The organism is Streptomyces natalensis ATCC 27448 (assembly GCF_000935125.1).
GTDB classification, from domain to species: domain Bacteria; phylum Actinomycetota; class Actinomycetes; order Streptomycetales; family Streptomycetaceae; genus Streptomyces; species Streptomyces natalensis.
Window position 1 is genome coordinate 25561 of the sequence record NZ_JRKI01000025.1, and the last position, 25197, is coordinate 50757.

Genomic DNA, 25197 nt, shown 5'->3' on the forward strand with positions numbered 1-25197 from the left:
CGCGCCTGGTCATCGTTGTCCGCGGCGCTGGGCCGGACACGACACGCCACGTCGATCGACCGTAGGAGTCCGGCCGGGCGCGCGGCGATCCGGGGCGGCCGATCGGGTGACGGGTACCTGTCGGGGAGCGCCCCGCCCAGGGTGCCGCCATGACGATGATCGGCACCCCCTCAAGACCGATATCCCTCGGCCTCACCGGCCTCACCGGCCTCACCGGCCTCACCGGCCTCACCGGCCTCACCGGCCTCACCGGCCTCACCGGCCTCACCGGCCGCACCGCCCTCGTCACCGGCGCAGCCAGTGGCATCGGACGCGCCTGCGCCCTGCGCCCTGCGCCTCGCGGCCGCGGGCGCCGCCGTACGGGCCGTCGACCGCGACGAGCTTGGCCTGGCGGACCCGGCCTCGGCCCTCCCCGACGACACTCCCGGCAGCATCGCGCCCCAGCTCCTGGACCTGACACCGCAGGCGTCGTTCATCAGGGGGGCGTCGCTGGTGATGGACGGGGGGTGGACGGCGCATGAGGGGTGAGGTGGGGGTGCCCGTGTCGTGCGGGGGCTTCACCTCGTGCGGGGCGTGTGGGGCCCTCAACGCGATGTCCGAATACCGCCGGACCTCTGGCCGTCGGGCGGGCAGACTCGGCGCATGGCCGACGCGAAATACACCCTGACGGGGCGCGACGGCAGGCCCTGTGCGAGTACCACGCCCGGCTCCTTGGGGGGATACCGGCGGCGGAAACTGTACGGGCGACTGGACTGTCCCTCCGCGCTGCGGGCCCTCGCCCGTGGTCATTACGTACGGCACCGGGTCTTCTTCGCCGATGAAGAGACCGCTGTGGCGGCGGGGTACCGGCCGTGTGCGGTGTGTATGCCCCGGCAGTACGCGCGGTGGAAGGCCCGTGGGGACGGCGGCGTGGTGAGGGGTGGCCCCCGGCGGGCCGCCTTGGAAGAGAGAGTGAGCGCGTGAGCACGACAACCGGCAGCGAGTCGGACGCCCGGCCGGCGGAGGGGAAGGCCGCCGTGCGGGAGTCCGCCGAGGGGGAGGCCGTCGTCGGGGAGGACGGGCTCGGGCGCTGCGTGTGGGCCGTTTCGCATCCGCTCAATCAGCAGTACCACGATGCCGAATGGGGCCTCCCGGTCCGCGGCGAACAGGCGCTGTTCGAGCGGATCAGCCTTGAGGCGTTTCAGTCCGGGCTGAGCTGGCTGACGATTCTGGCCAAGCGGCCGGCCTTCCGTACGGCGTTCGACGCCTTCGACCCGGAGGCCGTTGCGGCGTATACGGACGGCGATGTCGCGCGCCTCATGGCAGACGCCGGCATCGTCCGTAACCGCGCGAAGATCGAAGCGGCGCGCGGCAACGCCCGGGCCGTGCTGGAGCTGCGCCGCCACGGCGGACTCGACCGGCTGATCTGGTCGCACAAACCCTGCCGCACCCCCGTGCCCCGTACGGTCTCCGAAGTGCCCACGCAGACCGTTGAGTCCAAGGCTCTGGCCGCCGAACTGCGCTCCTACGGCTTCCGGTTCGTCGGCCCCACTACGAGCTATGCCCTGATGGAGGCCATCGGCATGGTCGACACACATCTGGTGGGATGCCACCGGCGCGGGATCTCGGGAGAGCATGACGCCTAGTCATGTTGCCCTGGAGGAAGTCGCGTTGAGCTGTTGCCGTGCGGGCGTCGTTGCGGCCGGGCCGGGCCCGGAGGTCGGAACTCCGACGTTCTCCCTGCTCACCGTGCAGTGGTGTGCATCGGTTCCGTCGCGGCGTCTTGCCGGAATGGCAAATACTGTGCAGGGATCTCCCCGATTGGCTTGAAATCCTGTGGATCGCGCTTCATTATCTCGGTGACTCCCCATTTGGGGCCGGGTATTGAACCCCGGCGCGTGGTGGGGGAGTCCGGGATCCGGGGGGAGATCTGTTTCTTGGCGCTCCGTGCGCTTTCTCTGTCAGCGATACGGCATGGATACGGCATGTGATCGCGACGATCGCACCTTCGGCCCTGGTGGCGGCGCCCTTGTCCGCTGCGGTGGGTGTGGGACGGCACAGGGATTCCCGTGGTACGGGAATCGAGTAGGTCCGGGGCAATTCACTCAGGAAGGGCTCGACGAGAGCAATGACGAACGCATACGAGGACCAGGCGCGGGGTGGGGGCTCCAGGGAGCCGAGGCCCGAGCCCGCACCTGCCGCGGAATTCTCCGCGACCACGATCGGCGCGGTCGATCCGCGGTACGGCGATCTGGTGCGCGGAATGAACCAGCGCTGGGTCGGCCGGCCGGAATCCGTACGGATGGTCGACTCCCCTCAGCAGGTGCAGGCCGTGGTGCAAGAAGCGGTCCGGGCCGACAAAAAGCTGACGGTCCGCAGTGGCGGGCACTGCTATGAGAACTTCGTCTTCAACGCCGAAACCAAAATCGTCCTCGATATGTCGGAGATGACATCGGTCTCCTGGGACGATCACTTCTCCGCATTCGCGGTCGAGGCCGGCGCGACGCTGCTCGACGTCTATGAGCGGCTGTACAAGGTGTGGGGCGTCACCGTCCCCGGCGGCATGTGCTATTCGGTCGGGGTGGGCGGCCATGTCAGCGGCGGCGGTTGGGGCATGCTCGCCCGCCGGAACGGCCTGATCGTCGACCATCTCTATGCGGTCGAGGTGGTCGTGGTCGACGCCCACGGCACCGCCCGTACCGTGGTCGCCACCCGCGAGGAATCCGATCCCAACCGCGATCTGTGGTGGGCCCACACCGGGACCGGCGGCGGGAACTTCGGCGTGGTCACCCGCTACTGGTTCCGCTCCCCGCACGCCACGGGCCGCCAGCCGGAGCAGGCGCTCATCAAGCCGCCGAGCGAGGTGCTGGTCAGCGCCGTCGCCTGGTCCTGGGAGGAGATGACGAAGGAGGCATTCATCCGGCTCGCCCGGAACTACTCCGCCTGGCACACGGCGGACGAGAATGCCCAACCCGGCAGTGCCTACAGCGGGCTGATGAGTTCGCTGCTGCTCAACCACAAGTCGAATGGCCAGATTGGCCTGGTCTCCCAAATGGACGCGACCACGCCGGGCGCGGAGAAACTGCTGGAGGCGTATATAGCCGCCATCACCGACGGCGTCGATATCGAACATGGCCCCGTCACTCACACCATGGGCGAACACAAGCCGATGCCGCAGTACCACAAACCGCAGCGGCTGCCGTGGCTTCAGGCCACCCGGTTCTTCGGCACCACCACCAACTTCCTGGTGGACCCGACACTGCGTGCGGATTACAAGTCCGCCTACAACAAGCGGAATGTGACCGACGAACAGATCGCGGCCATGTACGAGCACCTCGCTCATACCGATCTCGTCAACCCGCATGCCATGGTGCAGTTCAGCTCCTTCGGCTGCGCGGTGAACAGCGTGAAGCCGGGCGACACCGCGAGCGTGCACCGTGATTCACGTTTCAAGCTGCTCTATCAGACGTACTGGAACAACCCGGCCGACGACGACGCCAATATCTCCTGGCTGCGCTCCTTCTACGAGGATGTGTACCGGAAGACGGGCGGCGTTCCGGTCCCGGACGAGACCACCGACGGCTGCTACATCAATTACGCCGACATCGATCTCAACGACCCGGCGCACAACACCTCCGGAGTGCCGTGGTACACCCTGTATTTCGGGGCCAACTACCCCCGGATGCAGCAGGTCAAGGCGAAGTGGGACCCGGGCAACCACTTCCACCACGGCCAGTCGGTGCGCCTGCCGTAGCCGGCGCCTCGCCGTCGTCGTCTCCCTCGGCGCTGCGATAGGCGCCGAGGTGCCCCGTACCGCCCGGAGCAGGCTGCCCCGGGCGGTACGGCTGCGGGCGGGCGGGCCCCGGAGGGCATGCCGGATCAGGCGCCGAAACCGCCGTCGATGTCCAGGCTCGCACCGGTGACGAACCCGGCCTCGGGACCGGCGAGATACGAGACCATCGCCGCTATTTCCTCGGACCTGCCGAACCGGTCCAGCGCCATCCAGCCGAGCATGCTGCTGGACATCGGACCGTCCGCCGGGTTGGCGTCCGTGTCGGTCGGGCCGGGCTGGACGTTGTTGACGGTGATGGCGCGCGGGCCCAGCTCCCGGGCCAGGCCGCGGGTCAGGCCGGCCACCGCCGACTTGGTCATGCCGTAGACGGAACCGCCGGGGAAGGGAATGCGGTCGGCGTTGATGCTGCCGATCGTGATGATGCGGCCCCCGTCGGGCAGATGCCGCAGCGCCTCGCGGATCCCGACGACCACCCCACGGATATTCACATTGATCATGGTGTCGATGGCGTCCAGGGGCAGCTCCTGCACGGGGCCGAAGGTGCCGCCGCCGGCGTTGTTCACCAGGATGTCCAGGCCGCCCAGGGCTCGTACTGTCTCGTCGACCGCCGCGGCGATGTCTTCGTCCCTGGCGCTGTCGGCCTGGATGGCATGGGCGCGGCCGCCCGCGGAGCGGATGCCGGCGACGACCTCCTCGGCGCGGTCCTTGGAGTGGGAGTAGGTCAGTGCCACGGAGGCTCCGTCGGCCGCCAGGCGCTGCGCAATCGCCGCCCCGATGCCACGGGATGCCCCGGTGACCAGGGCGACCTTGCCGTTGAGCGTGTTCGTCACGTTGTGCGTCCTCTCACGGGTGTTTCGCATTTCTTGGTGGTGCTGTTTCTCGGGTGATGCCGTATCTCAGGTGGTGCTGTTTCTCGGTGGTGCTGTTTCCGCTGTGGTGCGGCTTATCGGGTGGCGCGGTGGGCGCGGTGGTGCGCTCGCCGCGGTGGTGCGGTCTGCGAGTGGGGCCGGGGTGGCGGGCGCGGTGCCGCAGAGGGCGACGGTGCCGCGCCCGGCCCGGTCCGTGCGGTCAGGATTCGGCGGGGGCGCCGCCGCGCTCGGCGCTGGGCAGGAAGAGGGCGACTATGGCGCCGGCCACACAGATCCCCAGCGTCCACCAGAAGGCGCTGCCGAACGCCTCGGTGAGCGGCCCGGCCAGTCGGGGCGTCTTGGCGGCCGATGCGGACGCACCGCTCGGGCCCAGACGGTCGGTGAGCTGCTGCTGGACGACGACGGCGAGCAGCGCCGTACCGACGGAGCCGCCCAGCTGGATGGAGGCGATCAGAGCGCTGCTGGCCCGGCCGGTGTTCTCCGGGGCGATGCTGGCGAAGCCCGTGGACAGCGCCGGGGCGAGCGTCGTGCCCAGGCCCACGCCGCGTACCAGGAGCGCGATGACGAGCAGCGCGGTGTCCTTGGCGGGATCGAGCTGGGTGTAGGCGACGGTGCTGACCGCCGCGAGAGCCATACCGGCAAGGACCACGGCCCGGGGGCCGAAGCGGGCGACGAGGCGTCCCACGGCGGGCAGGATCAGGACCGTGCCGACGCCCTGCGGGGCGAGCAACAGGCCCGAGGTCCAGGCGTCGAACCCGCCGGCCTGCTGGAAGAACAGGGGGAGCAGGAACATCATGCCGTAGACCGAGGCGCCGAACAGGAACGAGCCCAGGGCGGAGGCGCTGAACCGGCCGGTGGCGAACAGCCGTACATCGATGAGGGGGACGCCCCGCATCTTCAGCGCGTGCACCAGATAGGCGATCAGCAGGACCGCGCCGACGCCGAACGAGATCTGCACGACCGGGGCTCCGATGCCGCCGCCGGTGGCCAACTGGGAGAAACCGAGGAGCAGTCCGGCCAGGGCGGCGGGCAGCAGAACCAGACCGCGCACATCGAGCCGGGAGACGCCACGCTCCTCGCGGGGCGGGTCGGTGGGCAGGATGCGCTGGGCCAGCACCGCGCACAGCAGTCCGAGCGGGACGTTGAACCAGAAGAGCCAGCGCCAGTCCAGGTTGTCCATCAGCACACCGCCGACCATCGGGCCGAAGACCGGGGCGAGGGTGATGGGGATCTGCACCATGCTCAGCACGGTGGTGGCGCGCTTGGGGCCGGCCGCGCGGGCCAGCATCGTCAGCATGATCGGCTCGAACATGGCGCCGCCGATGCCCTGGACGACGCGGGCACCGATCAGGGTGCCGACGCTGGTGGCGACGGCGGCCAGGACACAGCCGACGAGATAGACGACCAGGGATGCCTGCCAGAGGGTCTTCTCCCCGAACCGGTCCATCGCCCAGCCGGCGATCGGGATGGCGACGGCGATCGCCAGGAGGTAGGCGGTGCTCACCCACTGCACCGTGGACAGGGGCACCGAGAACACCTCGGCGAGACGGCCCATGCCCACCGACACGATGGTGGTGCTGAGCAGGGCGATGACGGCGCCTAAGGACAGCGTCGAGCCGATGGGCAGCAGGCCCTTCTCCGCCTGCTCGCCTCCCTCGGCGGGCGCCTCCGTGCGCGGGGCGTTATCGGCTTCCAGCGGGGCTGCCGCCGCGGTCTCTTCCATCGTTTCCTTCCGTATCTTCCGTGCTGTCGGGGCGATCCGTGCCGCGCGCTTCTCGCGTGCGCACGCGGCCGGCGGGGGTGTGCGGTTCGTGGGCGGCTCTCGGGCCACAGGGCTGCCGCCACAAGCGGCGGGCGGGTCAGCCGGCGGGTTCTTCTCCCGGCTCCCAGCCGTAGCGGGCGCCTATCTCCGCGATCTGCGGGAAGTGCTCCGCGGGCCAGGGCAGGGGCTGCACACCGGGCTGGGCGGGATCGCCGGCTTCGAGGAAGAACTTGTCGAACCCGGCGGGGGTGAACATGAAGACCATCTTGGCCACGTGCAGACCGGTGTTCTTGAAACGGTGGGTCACCCCGCGGGGGATGAAGACGAAGTCGCCTTGGTGAGCGGTGAACGTCCGGCCCGAGTCGAGGACTTCGAGCTCGCCGGAGAGCAGGTAGTACGCCTCGTCCTCGCCGCGGTGGATATGCGCGGCCGGGCCGCACCCGGGGGGCACGGACGCCTCCATGAAGGCCAGGCGGCCGCCGGTGTTCTCATGGCTCGCCTTGATGGTGTAGGTGTCGCCGTCGACCCAGACGGTCCGGCCCTCCCCGGCGGGCACGTGCAGGACCCGCTGGGGGCGCTCGGGGGATGCGTCCTTTCCTTTGTGCCTCGTTGCCTCGGTCATGGGGCCTCCAGCTCGGGTCGGTACGGAAGGGAGAGGCTCTGTCGCGGAGTCTTCGGTTCGGTGGCATGCAAAGGGGAAACACCGCCGGGCCGCGAACGGTTGCATCCCGGGCCGAAGGACGGCCCGGGATGCCTGGCGCAGGCGCTGAAATACCTGGTCAATGGGCGAAGGAACCATCGCGGTCGAGGCGCCGCACGACGGTGCGGTCGGAGACCTGACGCTGGGTGGCGCCGGCGGTCAGAACCTGCCGGTCCGCCGGCGGATCGAGCCGGCCCAGCAGCCGCAGCGCCCCCGACCGATCGACCTCGACCAGATCCCGGGTGCACAGCCAGCCGCCCGGATCGCGCCCGCCGTCCGCGAGGAAACGCGCCGGCGGCTCCTCCGGCGCGAGATACGGCGAGCCGGGCAGGCGTACCTGTAGCTCCCCCGAGACAAGGCGGACCCGGACGCCGGGCGCCGGCACCCCGACCGTGCCCGGCCCGTACACCCCGGCCGCGTCGACGGCGATGATGCCGGTCTCGGTCGTCCCGTACGCCTGGCCGATGCGTACCCCGAAGCGTTCGGCGAAACGGGTGGAGACCTGCCGGACCAGCACATCGCCGGCGGATATCGCCATCCGCAGGCGGGGCAGCGACGGTACGCCGCCCCGCGCGGGCCCCGCCGACGAGGCCGGAGCGTCCAACGAGGCCGGAGCGTCCGGGGAGTCCGGGGAGTCCGGAGAGTCGGCCGGCCAGGACGCCAGGCCCGCGAAATGCCCCGGCGCCCCCAGAACCGCCTCGACGTCGTGGACCCGGCAGGCATCGAGCACCGCCCGGGGACCGGTGTCCCGGGCGAACACCGGCACCGCTCCGGTGTTCATGGCGTGCAGCAGCCCGCCGATGAGCCCGAAGGAGTGCTCCGGCGGCGCCAGCAGCAGCGCCTTCTCACCGGGCCGGGGCATGCCGCCGATCGCGCGGAACCGCCCGAGTTCCGTGGTCACGGACTCGGGCGTACGGCCGATGGCCTTGGCGACACCGGTGCTGCCGGAGGTGAACTGCACCAGGCAGTGCGGCGTTTCGGCCGGGCGGCCGCCCTTCAGACGGCGGACGAGGACCTCGCACTCGTCGTGAAACGTTCCGGCGGCCCACCCGGGCGCGTCGAAGGAGAGGTGGTACTGCGGCCGGCAGCGGTCCAGGAGGGTGCCCAGTTCACGGCCGCGCAGACCGGGACCCATCAGCATGACCTGAGCGCCGCACGACCACAGCGCGAACAGCGCCCACATCTGGGTGAAACTGCGGGCGCCCTGGAGAGCGACGGTGTGGCCTGCCCCGATGCCGTACGACCGCAGGGTGTGGCACAACGAGGAGACCTGGGCGCGCAGTTGGCCGTACGTGACCGTGCTGCGGGCGATCGCCCAAGGGGCACCGGCCGGCCGGCTCTCCAGCAGCCCGGCGCCCCACCAGTCGGCCTGCCGGCGGGAGTGGAGGGACACGGTGGCTCAGCCTTCCCGCTCGCGCCGCAGCTCCAGGCGCTCATAGCCCTCGTGCCACGGGCGGCGGCGCTCCATCGCGGCGCAGGCCGCGACGACCCGGGGCTCGCCGAAGCGCCGTGCGGCGACCTGGAGGCCGACCGGCAGCCCGGCCGGGGTGAAGCCCGCGGGCACCGTGGCGGCGGGGCTGCCGATGAAGTTGTACAGGCCCGTCAGGCACCATCCGACGAGCGGATTGACGCTCTGTCCTGCGACTTCGGAGGGGCCCACGGTGGTGCGGTCGGCGGCGTTGGGGATCCGCGCCACCGAGGTCACCGGGCTCACGATGAGGTCGTAGTCGTCGAAGACGTCCTCCAGGGAGTCGAGGAGTTCGCTGCGCAGCACGTCCTCCAGGCGGTAGTCGACGGCCGAGGGGCGCGCGCCCATCTCCAGGAGCTCCAGATAGGTGGGCGCCATGCGGTCGCGGTGGGCGAGGACGTCCACGCCGGCGCGTCGCATACGGGTGAGGAACTCCACCTGGCGGACGGCCTGCATCCGCCGCCACAGTGCGGTGAACTCCTGGTGCGGACGCGGAAGTTTGATGTCGACCTCGACGACCTCGGCGCCGTCGTCGATCAGCGCGCCGAGCGATTCCCGTACGACCGCGGCCACATCGGCCTCGACGGGGAAGCCGCCCAGGTCGGGGGAGTAGGCGATGCGCTGTCCGGCCAGTGGGCGGCGCAGGGCCTCTGTCAGGCGCTCGGGTGCCGACGGGAGCGAGTACGGGTCCCGGGGGTGCGGGCCGGCCATCACTTCGAACATCAGCACCCCGTCCTCGACGGTACGGGTGACCGGGCCGTAGCAGACCATGGGGTTGAGCAGGCCGAACGCATTGGGCCGCACCACGGTGGGCACCCGGCCGAAGGTGCCCATCAGGGCGAACACCCCGCACAGCGATCCCGGGACGCGCAGCGAGCCGCCGGCGTCGGAACCCTGGGCGAGGGGCACCAGGCCCTCGGCGACGGCCGCGGCGGCGCCCCCGGAGGAGCCGCCCGCGTTGGCGGTCAGATCGAAGGGTGTACTGGTCGGCCCGAAGAGGAAGTTGTCGGTGATGGCCTTGTGGCCGAATTCCGGGGTGTTCGTTTTGCCGATGACGATGGCGCCGGCCTGCTGGAGCCGTTCGGCGCTGATGCCGTTGGCCTCGGGCACCGTGTTCTCGAAGGCGTACGACGCCTGGGTGGTGCGGATTCCCGCCACCGGGTCGAGGTCCTTGATCCCCACGGGCAGCCCGTGCAGCGGCGGCAGCGGATTGCCGGTCAGCACCTCGCGCTCCGCTCGCCGGGCGGCCTGGAGGGCCTCGTCGGCGCAGACGGTGACAAAGGCGTTGACCGCGGGGTTACGGCGCTCGATGCGGTCGAGGCAGGACTCGACCAGCTCGACCGGGGACAGCTCCCGGCGGCGGATCATTCCGGCCAGGCGGGCGGCCGGCTGATAGGCGAGTTCATCCATGGTGCGACTTCCCTCTACTTGACGCGCACCCGGCCCGGGCGCCCCGGTACGGCCCCGTGGGAGACGGTCCGTACGGGGCGCCCGGGCCGGCGCGCTGGCCTACTTCTCGACGCAGAACTCGCCCACCGGCCAGCCGACATGGCGCTGGTCGGTCGCGAGGTAGCCCAGGAGCTTCTCGCCCTTCTTGAGCTCGGTGACGTTACGGACCGCGTCCCCGGGGCCCAGGACCCGGACGTGCCAGTCGTCCTGGACGGCGAGGCTGACCAGGGTGCCGTCCTCGGCGCGGGTCTTGATGGTCAGCAGCGGGCGCGATTCGAGCTTGACGCGGCCGACCACGACGCGGCGGGTACGTCCGGTGGTGCTGACGGCCAGGACGGTGTCGCCGGCGCCGAGTTCGCTCAGGTAGTTGGTGCGGTTGTCGGTGCCGAGCACATACGACTGGAGGGCACCGGCGTTGACGCGGAACGGCCGGGTCGGCATATAGGGCAGCGGGTGGGTCTCACTGGAGCACAGGATGAACCCGTGGGAGTACGAACCGACCAGGATGCCCTCGTCCTTGTGCAGATAGCTGCACGTGTCCACGCAGACCCGGTCGCCGAGGCCGCTGTGCTCGATGGACTCCACTGTCAGCTCGGTCAGCTGGAGCGGCGGGGTGTCGGTCCGGAGCAGTTCGGCCAGCTCCAGCACCTCGGCGACGGAGGTGGGCGCCAGGAGGATGCCCTCCGAGCCCTTCTCCAGGACATCGAGGATGATCTTCGCCTCCTCCAGGGAGTCGGCCCGGCAGATCAGCTGGCCGGGGGCCTTGTCGGCGGCGGCGATCACGATTTCCAGCGGGATCTTGGTGGGGTCCTTGAAGGTGACCGCGGTGTAGGGCAGGGCCCGGGCGGCCTCGCACGCGAGGGTGAGCGAGGCGTCGTCGCGCACCGGTACATGGGCGGCGACGGAATCCTGGCCCTCCAGGACGCGGCCTTGCAGCGTGGCGAGGCCGTTCTGGTCGGTGACGTCGGTGAGCAGCACGTCGTAGCCGTCCCAGTCCGCGGCGGCCCCGTCGCCGGGCCCCTTGGCGACCAGTACCTTGCGCACGGTCGGGGGGAGGGTGGCCAGGATCTCCGGTCCGTCGTCGACGATGCCGTCGATCCGGGCGTGCACGGCCGCCTCGACCAGCGCCTCGCGCTGCTCGGCGGAAACGGAACGAAGGTCAATCCAGGCGAACTTCACATCGCACCTGCCAGTTCGGGTAGGGAGGTTGAATTCGGGGCGGATTGCGGTCGTGGTGCATGGACGGCGGCGGACAGGGCGCGGACCGCCGCCCCCGGGTCGGGGCTGTGGAAGACCCGGCGGCCGACGGCGAGTCCGCGGCAGCCGGCGTCCATCGCGAAATGCGCGAAATCGGTGAGGCTGCGGCCGTCGCCGGCGCCGCCGGCCACGACGACCGGGACCGGGGTCTTGGCGACGATGCCCGCCATGTCCTCCGCGGAGCCCGCCGCGACGGTCTTGACGAGGTCCGCGCCGAGGTCGACGGCGATGCTCACCACATGCGCGAGGAGTGCGGGGTCGCGGGGGTCCTGGATACGCGGCCCCCGCGCGTACATCATCGCCAGCAGCGGCATACCCCATCGCTCGCAGCCCGCCGCTGTCGTGCCGAGATCGGCGAGCTGGCGTTTCTCGGTGTCCGAGCCGATGTTGATGTGCACGCTGACGGCGTCCGCCCCGGCGCGCACCGCCTCCTCCACGCCGCCGACGAGGACCTTGGCGTCGCCGTCGGGGGCGTGCGGAGTGCTGGCGCTGAGGTGGACTATCAAGGCGGCGCCGTTGAGCAGGCGCGGTTCGATGGTGCGGGCGCGCCCCTTGTGGACGACGACGGCGTCGGCGCCGGCGGCCACCACATCGCCGATGAGGCGGCTGAATCCGGTGGCGTCGGCTATTGGTCCGTCGGCCACGGAATGATCCATGGGTACGATGAGAAATTTTCCGTCGCCGGGCCTGGAAAGCCGGGTGAGGCGCAGCGATTTTCCGCTCAAAGGTAGTAGGGGCACAGCACCCTCCGTAAGCACGGGTGATACGGGAACCGTCAGTCGGAACCGCGGATTGATAGGGACCCGGAGAATGATGAACTCCTGGGAAACGGGCCGACCGGGCGGGTGAAAGACTTTTGGAGCGCTTTGGCTTCAGCCCGTGTACGTTCCCGCCGGACACAGATTCTTAAGGCCTTGCGGTGCCCGGAGCAACATCCTTGGGGCTGCGGCGCCGAACGGGGGAGAAGTTGGCGGCTACAGCGGTACTTCGCGGCCCGGCGGAGGTCAATTTCCCGGCGAACGCAACGGAGTTGGGCTCGCCGGTGTTCTGCCGGTAAAGGGGTCCGAAGGGCCACCGTGCCGGCAGAGGAGGGGCCGATGAGGAACGACGCACCGACGCATATCGCTGTGGTCGGAGGAGGGCTGGCGGGTCTGACGCTCGCCCTCGCGCTGCACCGCGCCGGGCTGGAGTGCCGGGTGTACGAACAGGCGCCGCAGCTGGGGGAGGTGGGAGCGGGCCTCCAGCTGTCGCCGAGCGCCACCAGGCTTCTGCACCGGCTCGGCCTGGAGCACGCGCTGCGGTCGGCGGCGGTGCTGCCCGAGGCCATGGAGTTCCGTCGCTGGGCGGACGGTTCGGTGATCAGCCGCGGGCTGCTGGGCAAGCACTGCGAGGAGCGGTACGGCGCTCCGTACTACGCGATGCACCGCGCCGATCTGCACCGGGCGCTGGTCGAGGCACTGCCGGCGGGCATGGTGCGGCTCGATGCCCGTTGCACGGGGACCGAAGAGGGTCCCAACGGGGTGGTGCTGCGGTTCGCGGACGGTTCGCACGCCGAGGCGCATGCGGCGGTGGGGGCCGACGGCATCCACTCCGTCCTGCGCCCGGCACTGGTGGACGACCGCCCACGCTTCTCCGGCCAGTCCGTCTATCGCGGCCTGGTCGACGGTCGGCGCATACCCGAGGTGGTGGCCGAGCCCCGGGTGCAGCTGTGGCTGGGGCCGGGACGGCATCTCGTGTGCTATCCGGTGTCGGGTGGACGGCTGGTCAACTTCGTGGCGACGGTGCCCACCAGTGGTTCCGGGAGCGAGTCGTGGTCGCGCCGGGGCCGGGTGGCGGATGTGGCCGCGGCGTACGAAGGGTGGTGCGCGGAGGTCACCTCGATCATCGGGGCGGCGGACCAGGTCAGTCTGTGGGCGCTGCACGACCGTGACCCGATAGCGCGGTGGAGCACCGGACGTATCACGCTGCTGGGCGACTCGGCGCATCCGATGCTGCCGTTCATGGGCCAGGGCGCCAACCAGGCCATCGAGGACGCCGTGGCCCTGGCGGTGTGTCTGCGGGACGCCGGCGCCGGGGAGCTGCCCGCGGCGCTCCGGCGTTATGAGTCGCTGCGCAGGCCGCGGACCACGCTGGTGCAGGAGCGGTCCCGGGGCAACAGCACCGCGTTCCATCTGCCGGACGGCGAGGCGCAGCGCGAGCGGGACGCGGCGATGGGCACGCCCGCCCCGGAGCGGCAGGACTGGCTGCACGGCTACGACGTCGAGGCTGCCCTGACGGGCCATCAGTCAGCCTGATCTGCGGCGGGTTCCCCGTGCGCGTTCCGCTTGTGCACCCCCTTGCGTGCTCCCGGGCGCACTCCGGCCCCCTGGAAGGCCCCGGCCTCCAGGGGGCCGGTTCTCTGTGGTCCCTCCGGAGGATTCCCGCCCCTCTTGCCCACGGAATGTGGCCGGATTCGAGCCGCTCCCCGGGCGGCGCCGGGAGCCGTTCGGAAGGAATTCCGAGGAGTTTTCCGAGGCCGGGTCCCGTATACGGCCCCGTCGCCCGCCGCCGTCAAATCTCCGCCCCACGCCCTTGGAACACCGCAGCGCCCCGAAAGGTTGCGGAGGTCGCGCTTCAGGAACGGCATTCGAGTCAAACCGCCTGACTCGATCATTTCTCTGATCCGGGCAGTTATCCGCCCGTTCTGCCGACGGTAACGCGTCTACCTGGGCATATGTCCGTCCGTTCGACCACTGAAGATCGCTTTTCATGGGGTACGCTTTAGGTTTCATTGACTTATCTTTTAGTTGCCGGGCCTTCGATGGTGGGGTTCGCTGGGGTTGGTCCGGAAAGTGTGCGGGGGCGCATCTTCGGGCGATCGGAGAACAAACTGACCGAATAGTTTGTTTCTCTGTCGCCCCGCCGGACCGTTCGACATCACGGGGGCTTCACGACGGACCGGGCCGGAACGACCGGGTTTCGCCTGCGCGTATCTGAGCGTACGAATACCGGAAGGCGACTGTCCGTTTTCTTCGCGGCCCTCTGACGGTTTTTTACCCCACCTGGAATGAAGCACGTACCGCGCCAGAGCAGGTACGCGGCCCCATCGCCGTGTGCCCGACGGAGGAGCTCTAGTGATCGTTACCCAGTGCGCTACCAGACCGACGGAACTCGCCTTACCGAGCGGCACATCCACCCCGGAAGCCGTCGCCGCTCCGGCACCCTCAGCATCGCCGGCATCCGCAGCACCGGCCGGGACGGCCGCCGTCCCGCTACCGGACCCGCTGCCGACGGACACCGGCTGGTCGGTGCCCACCGCCGGACGGCGCGCCGACCGCGCCGACCGCGGCGATGACGCCGACCGCATCGCCCAAGTCGACGGCGGCCTGCTCACCGCGGTCCTCGCCGAACTCGGCGAGCGGATCGGCCCGCTCTTCGCCCGCCCCGAACCGCGCGCCCAGGCCATGCAGTACGCCCTGGGCCTGCTCGCCGACGGCGGACGCAGCACCACCTGGCAGCTCGCCCAGCGGGTCGGCGACGCGTCCCCCTGGCGGATGCAGCGCCTGCTCACCCGGGCACGCTGGGACGCCGACGCCGTCCAGGACACCGTCCGCGGCTATCTCTCCGAACACCTGGGCCACCCCGAGGCGATGCTCGTCCTCGGGCAGAGCGACACCCTGAAGAAAGGCGCCAAGACCGTCGCCGCGGCCCGCCAGTACACCGAGGTCACCCGCCGCGTCGAGAACTGCCAGACCGCCGTGCTGACCGCCTATATCTCCCCGCACGGCGATGCCCTGATGGACCGTGAACTGCTGCTGCCGGAGACCTGGACCGACGATCCGCAGCGCTGCCTGAAGGCCGGTGTCCCCGAGGGGCGTCTCGCCTACCGGACCAAGGCCGAGTTGGCCCGGATGATGATCGAGCGTGCCATGCACGCGTCCGTTCCCTTCCGGTGGGTGTGCGGGGGCCAGGACTACGGCCAGGACGAGGCGTTGCGCGGCTGGCTGGAGCAACAGGGCATCGGCTACGCGTTCGCCGTACCGGCCCGACGGCTCGGCGCCGCCTCGGCGGCTGCCGCCATTCCCCGGCAGCGCTGGTGGCCGTCCCCCGAAGTGCCGAGCCATCCCGGCCCCATACCGGGCGCCTGGGCCCGGCTGACCGTGCCCGCCACCTCGCACTGGGGCTCCGCGGCACCACTGCGCGACGGCTTCACCCGCACCCTGCTGCTGCACCGCTGGCCCGACGGCCGACGGACCGACTGCTATCTGGTGCACGCCCCCCGGGGCGCCACCGGCCAGGCGATGGTGGCCGCCGCCGGGGCCTGCTGCAATGCGCGGCGGCACCTGGATGCGGCCCGGATGCACACCGGACTCGACCGGCACGAGATCCGCACCTGGACGGCCTGGTACCGGCACACCACCCTCTCCCTCCTGGCCCTGGCCGCCCATACGGTCGCCCTGGACCGGGCCGGCTGAGCGCACCGGCCTACGGGCAGCCCGGTTCGACGCCCCACGGGCGCCGCGCCGGGCTGCCGTCCGGCCGGTATCCGGCGCGCCGACATTCCTCTTGCGGCGGCGCCCACGCTGATTGCGTATGAGCGGGCGGTGAACTCCTAGGAGCTCCTCCGTAACCCAGTTGCTCCGTAACCTGGTTTCTCCATGGCCCAGTTACCTCGCAGCCTGCGGAAAGTCGAGCGAAATCACCGCCGCCGCCTTCAGGAAATCTCCATCGGGAAATCTCCAAGTACCGCAGTAGGACCGCACTCCCGAAAGGTTCCTTGCCGGGCCGCTGCGGCGGATGGTGTCCTGAGGATGAGAACGACCCGCTTCGCCCCCATGGGCACTTCACACCCAGCGGCCGTCAATTCGGAAAGTATTCCGGAGGAGCGTGCACACACTGCCATGAGCATTTCCGCCAACTCCCTGACCAACGGGAATACCGAATTCCGGGACGATGAATTCACCGCGCTCGGGCTCGATACGTCCCCCGGGCTGCGCCTCGCACTCGCCTCGCTCCAGACCCAGGCGCAGGAGCTCAGCCGGCTGGTGACCGCCACGGTCGACGCCATGGCCCGGCCCCGCGAGAGCCTGTCCCCGCACTCCGCGGCGTTCGCCGAGATCGCCGCCCGGACGATCCCGCGCTGGCACTTCGCGATGCTCAACGACACCGAGCGCAATGACGCCCTCATCGTGGCGCTCGAACGCCGTATCCCGGCCGGCGCCCATGTCCTGGACATCGGCACCGGCACCGGCCTGCTGGCCATGGCCGCCGCCCGGGCCGGCGCCGGACGGGTCATCACCTGCGAGGAGAACCCGCTGCTCGCCGAGATCGCCCGGCAGATCATCGCCGAGCACGGCATGTCCGACGTCATCACCGTCGTCAACAAGCGCTCCACGCATCTGGAGATGGGCACCGACCTGGAACGCCCGGTCGACGTCCTGATCTCCGAGATCGTCGACTGCGGACTGATCGGCGAAGGGCTGCTGCCCACCATGCGCCACGCCCGCAGCCAGCTGCTCGCCCCCGGTGGCGTGCTGATCCCGGGCGCCGCGCGGGTCCTCGGCCAGCTCATCCACAGCGAGGTGGCCGACGGTCTCAACCGGGTCGGCAACGCCGGCGGGTTCGATGTCTCGCTGATGAACATGGCGTCCACCCGCGGGCACTTCCCCGTACGGCTGCACACCTGGCCGCACGAGGTGCTCTCCGGCCCCGTCGAGCTGCTCGACCTCGATCTGCTCGCGGGCCCACTGGAGGCCGGCAGCCGGGTCGTCCCGGTGCCCGTCACCGCCGCGGGACCGGCCACCGCGCTGGTCGCCTGGTTCGAACTCGACCTCGGCTCCGGGGTCGTCCTGCGCAACTCGCCCGACAACGTCGGATCCCACTGGATGCAGGCGCTGATCCCGTTCGACAAACCCCTCCCGGTCAGCCCCGGCGAGCGGCTGGACGTCGAGCTGCACTGGACGGACCACAGCCTCTTCGCCCGCTGAGCAACCACGTCTGACGGCTGGACACCCACGCCTGACGGCTGGACAACCCACGCCTGACAGCTGACAACCCATGTCTGACAAAGGCGCTCATACGCACCTCACAGGAAGGCCGATCCGATCCGATGAGCCACGCTCCGTTCCCCTACGAACCGTTCGCGCTGCACGGCCAGGAACTGCGCGACGCGGTCGTCCGCTATGCCAGCAACCCCCTCTACCTCGACAACGAGGAGTGGCAGAACAGCGACAACCCCTACCGGCGCCAGCTGCGCCCCCAGGTGCTGCGGCATCTCGACTTCGACCGGGTGCCCGGCCGCGACGAGATCCTCGACTACTCCAGCCTGGCCGTCCAGCGCCTGCTGACCAGCATCTACGAGGCCGACCTCGTTTTCCTGCCGAAGAACGGCCTCCAGGGCGAGGGCAGGTGGGAGGACTTCAAACGCTTCTACAGCCCGACCAACCGCGTGCTCGGCGAGATGATCCGGCCCGCACTGGAGCGCTACGCCTTCGGCTTCCTGGACGACGAGATCGAGACCTCCGGGACCTGGACGGCCGAGAGCCTGGAGAGCTACCTGGAGTCGCTCAACGCCCATGAGGCGGCCGGTCCTTCCCTTTCCGAGAAGGCCATCAGCAACTCCACCGACCGCGAGCGCGCCGCCAGGATGTGGCTGATCCAGTTCATCCCGGACTTCCTCTCCGAAGCCTCGCCGATGATCCGCAACGTCCTCGGCTACTACGGCGCCCCCCAGTCCGAGTGGTTCAAGATCATCATCGATGAGTACGGCTACGGCGTCCACGACACCAAGCACAGCCGGCTCTTCGAGCGCACCCTGGAGTCGGCCGGGCTCGAAACCGATGTCCACCGGTACTGGCAGTACTACCTCAACAGCAGCCTGCTGATGAACAACTACTTCCACTACCTGGGCAAGAACCACGAACTGTTCTTCCGGTACGTGGGCGCGCTCTACTACACCGAGGCCACCCTGGTGGACTTCTGCCGCCGGGCCACCGCCCTGCTCAAGGACGTCTTCGGCGACCGCGCCGACACCCAGTACTTCACCGAGCACGTCCACATCGACCAGCACCACGGACGGATGGCCCTGGAGAAGCTGATCCGCCCGCTCGTCGCCGAGCACGGCGAGCAGATCATCCCGGAGATCGTCCGCGGCATCGAGGAGTACCGCCGCATCCAGGAGATCGCCGACGAGGACTTCGCCACCCAGATCGCCTGGATGGACAACGGCCCGGAGTTCAAGAAGCTGCACGCACCCGTGTGGGACGCCCTCTCCAGCGGCCGCGTCACGGCCCCCGTCGCCGATATCGTCGAGCCGTACGGCGAACTGTCCAACACCCACTGCCACGACGGCGACGAACTGTGCCACATCGTCTCCGGGACCATGAAGTTCGTCTCCGGTTTCGACTCGCACCAGATCCTCGAGGCGGGCGAGGGCACCGTCATCCAGCGCAACCGGCTGCACGGCGCGATCATCGAGTCCGAGGAGTGCGTCTACCAGATCCACTCGGTGGGGGACTACAAGAAGTGCATGTCGTGACGTTCTCCGTCGCCGGCCGCAACAACTGCGCGGTGATCGCCGGCGAGCCGTATGTGTATGCGCGGACCGACGAGGGCTCCTTCGTGATGCGGGCCCGCTGCCCGCACCGCGGCGGTCCCCTGCACCTGGCCGAACTGGCCCCCGAGGGAAACCGCCTGGTGTGCCCCTGGCACGAGCGCAAAACGTCGCTGACCCGGCTGCGGCAGGAGATCCCCGCCGTACGCAGCGGCGACACCGTCACCGCGGTCTTCCCCGGCCTGCCCGACGCGGAGGTCTGCACCGGGCACCGGCCGCTGTCGGCGGACCTGGCGGGCTGACCGCGCGGTGCGGCCGGGACCCCGGCGGTCCCGGCCGCGGCCGTGCGACACCCGGCGCCCGTCCGGTCCCCAGACCCCCGAAGACCCCACCGAGCGGACAAGGAACAGCCGTGTCTTCGCATCCTTCCGGCGGCGGCCCCGCCGTCATCGTCGATCCCTTCTCCTCCGGTGGCCTGTACGCCCCGGCCTTCCGCGCCGCGGGCGTGCCGGTGGTGGCGGTCGTGTCGTATCCGCAGATCCCGCCCGCCTATGCCGGCTCCTTCCGCCCCGAGGACTTCGATGCGGTCCTGACCTGGGACGGGGACGGGGACAATCTGGTGGAACGGCTGCGCGCGCTCGGGCCGCGCTGTGTGCTGCCCGGCGCCGAGATCGGCGTGGAACTCGCCGACCGGCTGGCGGCGCGGGTGGTGCCCGAGGTGGCGAACGTCCCCCACCTGGCGGCGGCCCGGCGCCACAAGTACGCAATGGCACAGGCGGTTTCCGCGGCCGGCCTGCCGGTGATCCGCCAGCTGTGCACCGACGACCCCGACGAGGTCGCCGCCTGGCTGGAGAAGGAGGGACTGACCGGCCACGACCTGGTGGTCAAACCGCCCAAGAGCGCCAGCACCGACGGCGTGACCCGGATCGCCGGAGGGCACGGCTGGCGCAAGGAATTCGAGGCCCAGCTCGGCCGGCTCAACCAGTGGCGGATCCTCAACGACCAGATGCTGGTCCAGGAGTACGCCACCGGCACCGAGTACGTCATCGACGTCTTCACCCACGACGGCCACCACACCGTCACCGACGTGTGCCGCTACCGCAAGATCGACAGTGGCGGGCAGATGGCGGTGTACGAGTCCATGGACTGGGTTCCCGAGGACCGCCCCGAGGTGCCCGAACTCCTCCGCTACACCCGGGGCGTGCTGGATGCGGTCGGCTTCCGCTGGGGCGCCGCGCACGTCGAGGTGATGAGGACCGCCGACGGGCCGCGGCTGATCGAGGTCAACGCCCGTCCCCACGGCGGCGGCCACCCCCGTTTCTGCCGCACAGCGACCGGCGACAGTCAGATCGACCGGGCGGTGGCGTACTTCACCGGCCGCACGCCCCTGCCCTCCGGCTACGAGCTGCGCCGCCGGGTCCGCGTCGTCTTCCTGATCAGCCGGTCGGCCGGAGTGGTCCGCAATGCCGAAGTCCTCGATGCCATAAGTGAGGTGAAAAGCCATCATGTCTCGGCCGTGGGCGTGCGCACCGGCGACCGGATCGCCCCGACGAAGGATCTGCTGGGCACGCTGTCCCTCGGCTTCGTCGTCCTCGCCCACCAGGACCCGGCGCAGCTCGACGCCGATCATGCCGAGATCCGGCGGATCGAATCGCTGCTGACCGTGGACCCGGAGACGGACGCGGCATGATTCCCGCGCTCCCACCGGCCGCCGCCTCGGCACCGCGCCGCCGGGGCCGTTCATGATCAGCGGGTGGTTCCTGGGCAGCTCCCTTCTGGTCATCACCACTCCGGGGCCGGACGCGGCGCTGGTCACCCAGCTCGTGCTGCGCACCGGACGGCGCGCCCCGGCGTTCGCCGCTGCGGCCGGCATGCTGACGGCCGGTGCCGCCCATGCGACGCTCGCCATCAGCGGTGTCTCTCTGGTGCTGGCCGGCCGCCCCGGGCTCTTCACCGCGGTCCGCTGGTGCGGCGCGGCCCTCATGCTGCTGTGGGGCCTGCGGGCCCTGCGGTCCGCCGTGCGCAGCCACCGGCCACCGGACGCCCCGGGCCCTGCCCCCGGCCGGCCGCCCCCGGTGTCCCTGCGCCGCTGCTGGCTGCAAGGGCTGCTGTGCACCGGCGCCAACCCCAAGGTCGGGTTGTTTCTGCTGGCGTTCCTGCCGCAGTTCGTGCCGCCCGGGGAGCCTCCGGCGCGCACCATGGCGGTGCTGGCCGCCGTCCATCTGTCGCTGGCGGCGCTGTGGCTGGCCCTGTTGAGCGGCGCCGTCCATCTGCTGCGCCGCTGGGTGACCGCGCGGCGGCCCGACGCCGGGGCCGGCGCGGCGCGGGTGGTCGAGGCGGTGGTCGGAACGGTGTTCATCGGTTTCGCCGTACGCCTGGGGCTGGGCGGATGAGCGGCCGCATCGCCCGCTCAGCCCCGGCATTCCAGGTCGAGCAGGAAGCGCTTGGCCCGCAGGCCGCCCGCGTACCCCATCGGCCGCCCCGACGCCCCCACCACACGGTGGCACGGCAGCACCACACACAGCGGATTCGCCCCCAGAGCCTTGCCGACCGCACGGGCGGACCCGGGGCGGTGCACCGCGGCCGCCAGCTCCCCGTAGGTGGCCGTCCCGCCGTACGGCACATGCTCCGCCACCGCCAGCACCACTTCCTTGCTGAACGGCGTGGCCAGACTCGGGTCCAGCGGCACGGTGAACGAACGCCGTCCGCCCGCAAGGAAGTCATCGATCTGATCCCGCGCCTGAGCCATCACCGCCAGCTGGTCGGCGTCGGCCCCTGCCTCGTCCCAGCACCCCCGCCCGCCCGCCGCGAGCCGCTGCCGTACGGTCTCCGGCGGGAAGAATCCGCAGTAGAGCAGGGCTTCGCCGGTGGCGGCGAGCGCCAGACGACCGATGGGGGTGTGATGCTCCGCGACGACCACGGAGCCCACCGCCTCGCGCGGTGCGCTGCGGCTCATGGCATGCATGACGTACTCCTCCTGGCTGGGTGACATGACTGGATGTCCCTTGTATCCGCGGCTCCTGGCACGCCGCCGCTGTCCGCCCGGCGCCAGGGACCTCACGCCGCGGCCGGCCTTACTCCTCGGCGGACCTCACGCCGCCGTGCGCCTTACGCCGCTATCGGGCGGCAGCTCTTGCAGGCGCGGTATCCCGCCGCCCGCGCATCCCGCGCCGAACGGAACGGCACCTGGTGCACCGGGGTGATCCGCCGTGCATGGGCACAGGTCGGATGGCAGTAGATCCGGGTGGTGTCGCTGCCCAGGAACACCGTCCCCGCCCGCGACAGCCCCACCAGCGCTTCGTCCACCCCTTCCGCACGGCGCAACGCCTCGCCCGCTATCGGCCCGTACCGCAGGTCACACGGTCCGCCGTCGTCAAAAGTGACCCGGTGACAGGGGATCAGCAGCGGCACCGGATTGGCCACCAGCGCGGCCGTGACGGCGGCACTGTCGGGCAGCGCGGCCTCCCGCGCGACCCAGGCGAGCGGCCTCAACTGCCCCCGCGGAATGGTGCGTACGGCATCGAGCGCGGCCCGCTCGGCTTCGGTGAGCTCCGGCAGGTCGATCGCCAGCCCCCTGGCCCGCCCGGTGCGCAGCGCGGTCCGCAGCCCCGGCAGGGGCCTGGTCGTCGGTATCGCGCTCCGTCCCGTACGAGCGCGGTGCGCCTCCTCGAACGCCTGGGGACCGGACAGGGCCGTGCCCAGCGCGGCGCCGGTCACGGCGTCCGTCCCGTACGCGACGTACAGTCCTCCGGCGGGCGCGTCGAGATGCAGATACAGGTCGTAGCGGTCCCGCGGGATGCCCACCCGGTGCAGCACCCGCGCCGCGAAGTCACCCGGAGCGGGACCCATCAGCCCCGCCAGGGCAGCCTCCACACCGCTCTCCGGCTGCGGGGTCCATTTCCCACCTCGGTTCACATCGTCACCTCCCTCAGCAACGCGACTTCTGGTTCCAGCACTTCACGCAGGACGCTCAGCCCTCTGGAGACCTGAGCCTTGACCGTACCGACCGGGCACCCTTGCACCTCGGCCACCTCGGCGTAGCTCATCCCGACCACATGCCGCAGCACCACCGCCACCCGCGCCCGCTCGGGTAATCGAGCGAGCGCCGCGACCAGCAGCGCCCGGTCGGCGACCGTGTCCGCATGGTCCTGCGGACCCGGTCCCTCGGCCGCCCAGCTTTCGCAGGACTCCTCCACGCTCACGGCGGCGACGGGTCTGCGGACGCAGGTGCGCACATGGTTGCGCCACACGTTCGCGGCGATCGTCATCAGCCACGCACGGGGACGCAGCGCACGGCGCCGCTGCGCGGAGTACTCCTGTAGCGCCGTATAGGCACGCAGGAATGTCTCCTGGCCCAAGTCGTCCGCCTCCGCGGCGTTTCCGGTCATGCGGAGCAAGAAGGCATGGACCGCTGAGGCGTGGACCCGGACCAGTTCGGTGAAACCGTCGTCCAGATCCGTCGCCATGCGTTCGCAGAGTGGCTCGGCTGTCTCGTCCATCACTGAGAAAAACACCGACCGGCTCGGGATGGTTGCATGGGCGTGCGGAGGGGATGTCCCCGGGGCCAGGGTGGGCGGGGCACAAGCACCCGGCAAGGGGCGGGGGAGCGGCGAGCATCCGGCCACGGCCCCGGCCCCGGCCACACCCTGCCACCGGCCCCGGCCACATCCCGGCCACCGGCCCCGGTCACACGCCGTCACCGCCCCCGGCCGCACACCCAGGCGTACGCCGATGACCAGCGACGACGGCCCCTCACCTGTCCGGTCGGCGGCCGGGCGGGTGAATTCATGCTCAGGGCTGTGATCCACGGGGCCCGGTCGCCCTTAACACACCGATGGCACCTGTACACCGCTGTACACCGCCTCGTGCACACCGCTTCGCCATCATCAGCCCACGCCGGAAAAGACCAGAACAGGCAGCATGACCTCCTCCTCCACCCCCTCGGCCCCTCCTCCCCCCGCGCAGCTGTGTGCGGACCTCCCCGACCCCGCGGCGCTCGGCCTGGTTGCCTCGGGGGGTGACGACCGCGCTCCGGTGGCCAGCGCCTTCACCGGGCGGCGGCTCGCCACCATCCCGGCGTCCGTGCCCACCGACGTCCACCGGGCCGTGGAGCGAGGGAGGGCCGCCCAACAGCTGTGGCACACCGCCCCGTTGTCGCGGCGCATCGGTGTGCTGCGGGAGCTGCGAGCCCGGTTCCGGGCGGAGAAGGCCGTACTGTTTCCCGCCCTGGTGCACGGCTGCGGTCTCGGCTCCGTGGACACGATCACCGAACTGCACACGGCCGACCGCTACTTCCCGGTCTGCGAGGCCGCCGCCCGCGCGCATCTGCGCCGCTACCGGCTGCCCCGGCCGCACCTGACCGGCCGCCCCGGCGCACGGTCCGGACCGGGGCACGCGGTGGTGACCTCCTGCACCGATGACGCCCGCCCCCTGATGTCCCTCCTGGAGGGCGCCCTGCCCGCCCTGCTGTGCGGAAGTGCCGTCGTCACCCGGCTGAGCACCCGGACCGCGGTGGCCGCGCTGCGGATGGCGCAGCACGCCCGCGCCGCCGGACTCCCGGACGGCGTCTGGCAGTTCGTGCTGCCGGGGAGCCCGGCCGCCGCCTGGGCCCTGCACGCCCTGCTGACCGAGCACACCGATGCGCGGGCCCCGCAGTGCTGTCCGGCCACCCCTCGCCCGGAGGACGAAACCCTGGCGCCTCCGGGCCTGCTGGTCGTCCGGCACGACGCCTCCGTCACGGCGGCCGTCCGGGCGGCCGTACCGTCCTGCTTCGGGCGAGCCGGCCGGCCCTGCGCGGCCACCTCGCTCATCGCCGTCCACCAGAGCACCTGGTCGCCGTTCGAGACCGCCTTCACCCGGGCCGCGCTCCACTACGCGGCCCACCCCGCCAGCCGCACCGCGCTCCCCGTGATCAACGCCGAACGCGGCGCCGCCTGGGCACAGGCCGCCCGCGCCTGTGGAGCCCGCCCCGTGCTCGGCCACCCGCAGCGGCTCGCCCCCCGACCCGACGCCCTCTGGCACCCTGTGGTGCTGGCCGCGTCCCGCTGGGACGGCGCGCCCATTCCCCCCGTCCCGCGCGCCCCGCTCGCCCTTCTGGTCCGCTACACGGCCTGGCCGGAGGTCCTGGAACTGGCCCGGCACGCCAACCGGCACCTCGCCATGTTCACCCGCCTCCGCTTCTCCCAGCTCCTGCCGCAGTTCGCCGGCCTCCCCGCCGAGCACCTCACCCTGAACGACGCGCCCCGCTCGGGCCTCCCGCCCCGCCAGGCACTCCAGGCCCTCCAGCGCCCGTCCGCCGGTCTCGGCTGAGCGCTGAGCGCCGAGCGCTGAGCACGAAACACAGAGCACGGACCTCGGAGCGCAGAGCACGGAGCACAGAGCTCGGACCT

21 protein-coding genes and 1 pseudogene are annotated in these 25197 nt (G+C 70.9%); 12 read left to right on the forward strand and 10 right to left on the reverse strand.

The features are described from left to right. Positions 1–263: 263 nt before the first annotated feature. From SNA_RS42305 to SNA_RS15245, 4 genes and pseudogenes are all read left to right on the forward strand, one after another. Positions 264–459: pseudogene (locus SNA_RS42305) on the forward strand (SDR family NAD(P)-dependent oxidoreductase); the annotation flags it as partial. Positions 460–642: 183 nt separating this feature from the next. Further along, entirely contained in the window at positions 643–963 is a 321-nt protein-coding gene (locus tag SNA_RS39570) for an Ada metal-binding domain-containing protein (RefSeq protein WP_078969925.1), read from the forward strand. A 53-nt stretch (positions 964–1016) separates the two neighbouring features. Next, on the forward strand, positions 1017–1625 hold the full coding sequence (locus SNA_RS15240) for a DNA-3-methyladenine glycosylase I (RefSeq protein WP_030072594.1): 609 nt from the start codon (positions 1017–1019) through the stop codon (positions 1623–1625). Positions 1626–2107: 482 nt separating this feature from the next. Continuing rightward, positions 2108–3733, forward strand: coding sequence for an FAD-binding oxidoreductase (locus SNA_RS15245; protein ID WP_078969926.1), 1626 nt, complete (start codon positions 2108–2110; stop codon positions 3731–3733). 125 nt (positions 3734–3858) lie between these two features. Here SNA_RS15245 and SNA_RS15250 read toward each other — a convergent pair whose 3' ends face one another. The 7 genes from SNA_RS15250 to SNA_RS15280 all read right to left on the reverse strand — a co-directional run bounded on the left by SNA_RS15250 (position 3859) and on the right by SNA_RS15280 (position 12035). Beyond that, positions 3859–4632, reverse strand: a complete 774-nt coding sequence (locus SNA_RS15250; RefSeq protein ID WP_044365422.1) for an SDR family oxidoreductase — start codon at positions 4630–4632, stop codon at positions 3859–3861. A gap of 208 nt (positions 4633–4840) precedes the next feature. Continuing rightward, a complete protein-coding gene (locus SNA_RS15255) occupies positions 4841–6364 on the reverse strand; it encodes an MDR family MFS transporter (RefSeq protein ID WP_051877532.1) in 1524 nt (507 codons plus the stop codon). 136 nt (positions 6365–6500) lie between these two features. After that, entirely contained in the window at positions 6501–7025 is a 525-nt protein-coding gene (locus tag SNA_RS15260) for a cupin domain-containing protein (RefSeq protein WP_044365424.1), read from the reverse strand. 157 nt (positions 7026–7182) lie between these two features. Then, a complete protein-coding gene (locus tag SNA_RS15265) occupies positions 7183–8496 on the reverse strand; it encodes a class I adenylate-forming enzyme family protein (protein ID WP_052808917.1) in 1314 nt (437 codons plus the stop codon). Between the two features lie 6 nt (positions 8497–8502). Then, positions 8503–9981, reverse strand: a complete 1479-nt coding sequence (locus SNA_RS15270; RefSeq protein ID WP_044365426.1) for an amidase — start codon at positions 9979–9981, stop codon at positions 8503–8505. Between the two features lie 99 nt (positions 9982–10080). Further along, complete coding sequence (locus SNA_RS15275; RefSeq protein ID WP_030072607.1) at positions 10081–11199, reverse strand: 3-dehydroquinate synthase II family protein; 1119 nt, start codon at positions 11197–11199, stop codon at positions 10081–10083. Then, positions 11196–12035 carry a 2-amino-3,7-dideoxy-D-threo-hept-6-ulosonate synthase gene (locus SNA_RS15280; RefSeq protein WP_420823483.1) on the reverse strand — a complete coding sequence of 280 codons (840 nt, stop codon included), beginning with the start codon at positions 12033–12035 and terminating at the stop codon, positions 11196–11198. The genes SNA_RS15275 and SNA_RS15280 overlap by 4 nt, the downstream gene beginning before the upstream one ends. Positions 12036–12374: 339 nt before the next feature. On the opposite strand from SNA_RS15280, the gene SNA_RS15285 reads away from it, so the two are divergent. From SNA_RS15285 to SNA_RS15315, 7 genes are all read left to right on the forward strand, one after another. Continuing rightward, complete coding sequence (locus SNA_RS15285) at positions 12375–13571, forward strand: FAD-dependent monooxygenase (protein WP_030072611.1); 1197 nt, start codon at positions 12375–12377, stop codon at positions 13569–13571. A gap of 819 nt (positions 13572–14390) precedes the next feature. Beyond that, entirely contained in the window at positions 14391–15731 is a 1341-nt protein-coding gene (locus SNA_RS15290) for an IS701 family transposase (RefSeq protein ID WP_157879928.1), read from the forward strand. A 426-nt stretch (positions 15732–16157) separates the two neighbouring features. Then, positions 16158–17243 (forward strand): 50S ribosomal protein L11 methyltransferase, encoded by a 1086-nt coding sequence (locus SNA_RS15295; protein WP_078969927.1) that lies wholly within the window; start codon positions 16158–16160, stop codon positions 17241–17243. 122 nt (positions 17244–17365) lie between these two features. Then, entirely contained in the window at positions 17366–18793 is a 1428-nt protein-coding gene (locus SNA_RS15300; RefSeq protein WP_030072619.1) for an iron-containing redox enzyme family protein, read from the forward strand. Then, a complete protein-coding gene (locus tag SNA_RS15305; protein ID WP_044365428.1) occupies positions 18790–19110 on the forward strand; it encodes a Rieske 2Fe-2S domain-containing protein in 321 nt (106 codons plus the stop codon). The genes SNA_RS15300 and SNA_RS15305 overlap by 4 nt, the downstream gene beginning before the upstream one ends. Positions 19111–19220: 110 nt before the next feature. Next, positions 19221–20498 carry an ATP-grasp domain-containing protein gene (locus SNA_RS15310; protein ID WP_044365430.1) on the forward strand — a complete coding sequence of 426 codons (1278 nt, stop codon included), beginning with the start codon at positions 19221–19223 and terminating at the stop codon, positions 20496–20498. Between the two features lie 52 nt (positions 20499–20550). After that, positions 20551–21201: a LysE family translocator gene (locus SNA_RS15315; RefSeq protein ID WP_051877536.1), complete on the forward strand. Its 651-nt coding sequence runs from the start codon at positions 20551–20553 to the stop codon at positions 21199–21201. A 17-nt stretch (positions 21202–21218) separates the two neighbouring features. Here SNA_RS15315 and SNA_RS15320 read toward each other — a convergent pair whose 3' ends face one another. From SNA_RS15320 to SNA_RS15330, 3 genes are all read right to left on the reverse strand, one after another. Then, positions 21219–21800 carry a methylated-DNA--[protein]-cysteine S-methyltransferase gene (locus tag SNA_RS15320; protein WP_241779663.1) on the reverse strand — a complete coding sequence of 194 codons (582 nt, stop codon included), beginning with the start codon at positions 21798–21800 and terminating at the stop codon, positions 21219–21221. A 116-nt stretch (positions 21801–21916) separates the two neighbouring features. Continuing rightward, positions 21917–22723 carry an MGMT family protein gene (locus SNA_RS15325; protein WP_241779664.1) on the reverse strand — a complete coding sequence of 269 codons (807 nt, stop codon included), beginning with the start codon at positions 22721–22723 and terminating at the stop codon, positions 21917–21919. Next, complete coding sequence (locus tag SNA_RS15330) at positions 22720–23274, reverse strand: RNA polymerase sigma factor (RefSeq protein ID WP_241779665.1); 555 nt, start codon at positions 23272–23274, stop codon at positions 22720–22722. Before SNA_RS15330 ends, SNA_RS15325 begins: the two co-directional genes overlap by 4 nt. Before the next feature lie 454 nt (positions 23275–23728). Here SNA_RS15330 and SNA_RS15335 point away from each other — a divergent pair, with 454 nt between their 5' ends. Next, complete coding sequence (locus SNA_RS15335) at positions 23729–25117, forward strand: aldehyde dehydrogenase family protein (RefSeq protein ID WP_052808920.1); 1389 nt, start codon at positions 23729–23731, stop codon at positions 25115–25117. Positions 25118–25197: the final 80 nt, after the last annotated feature.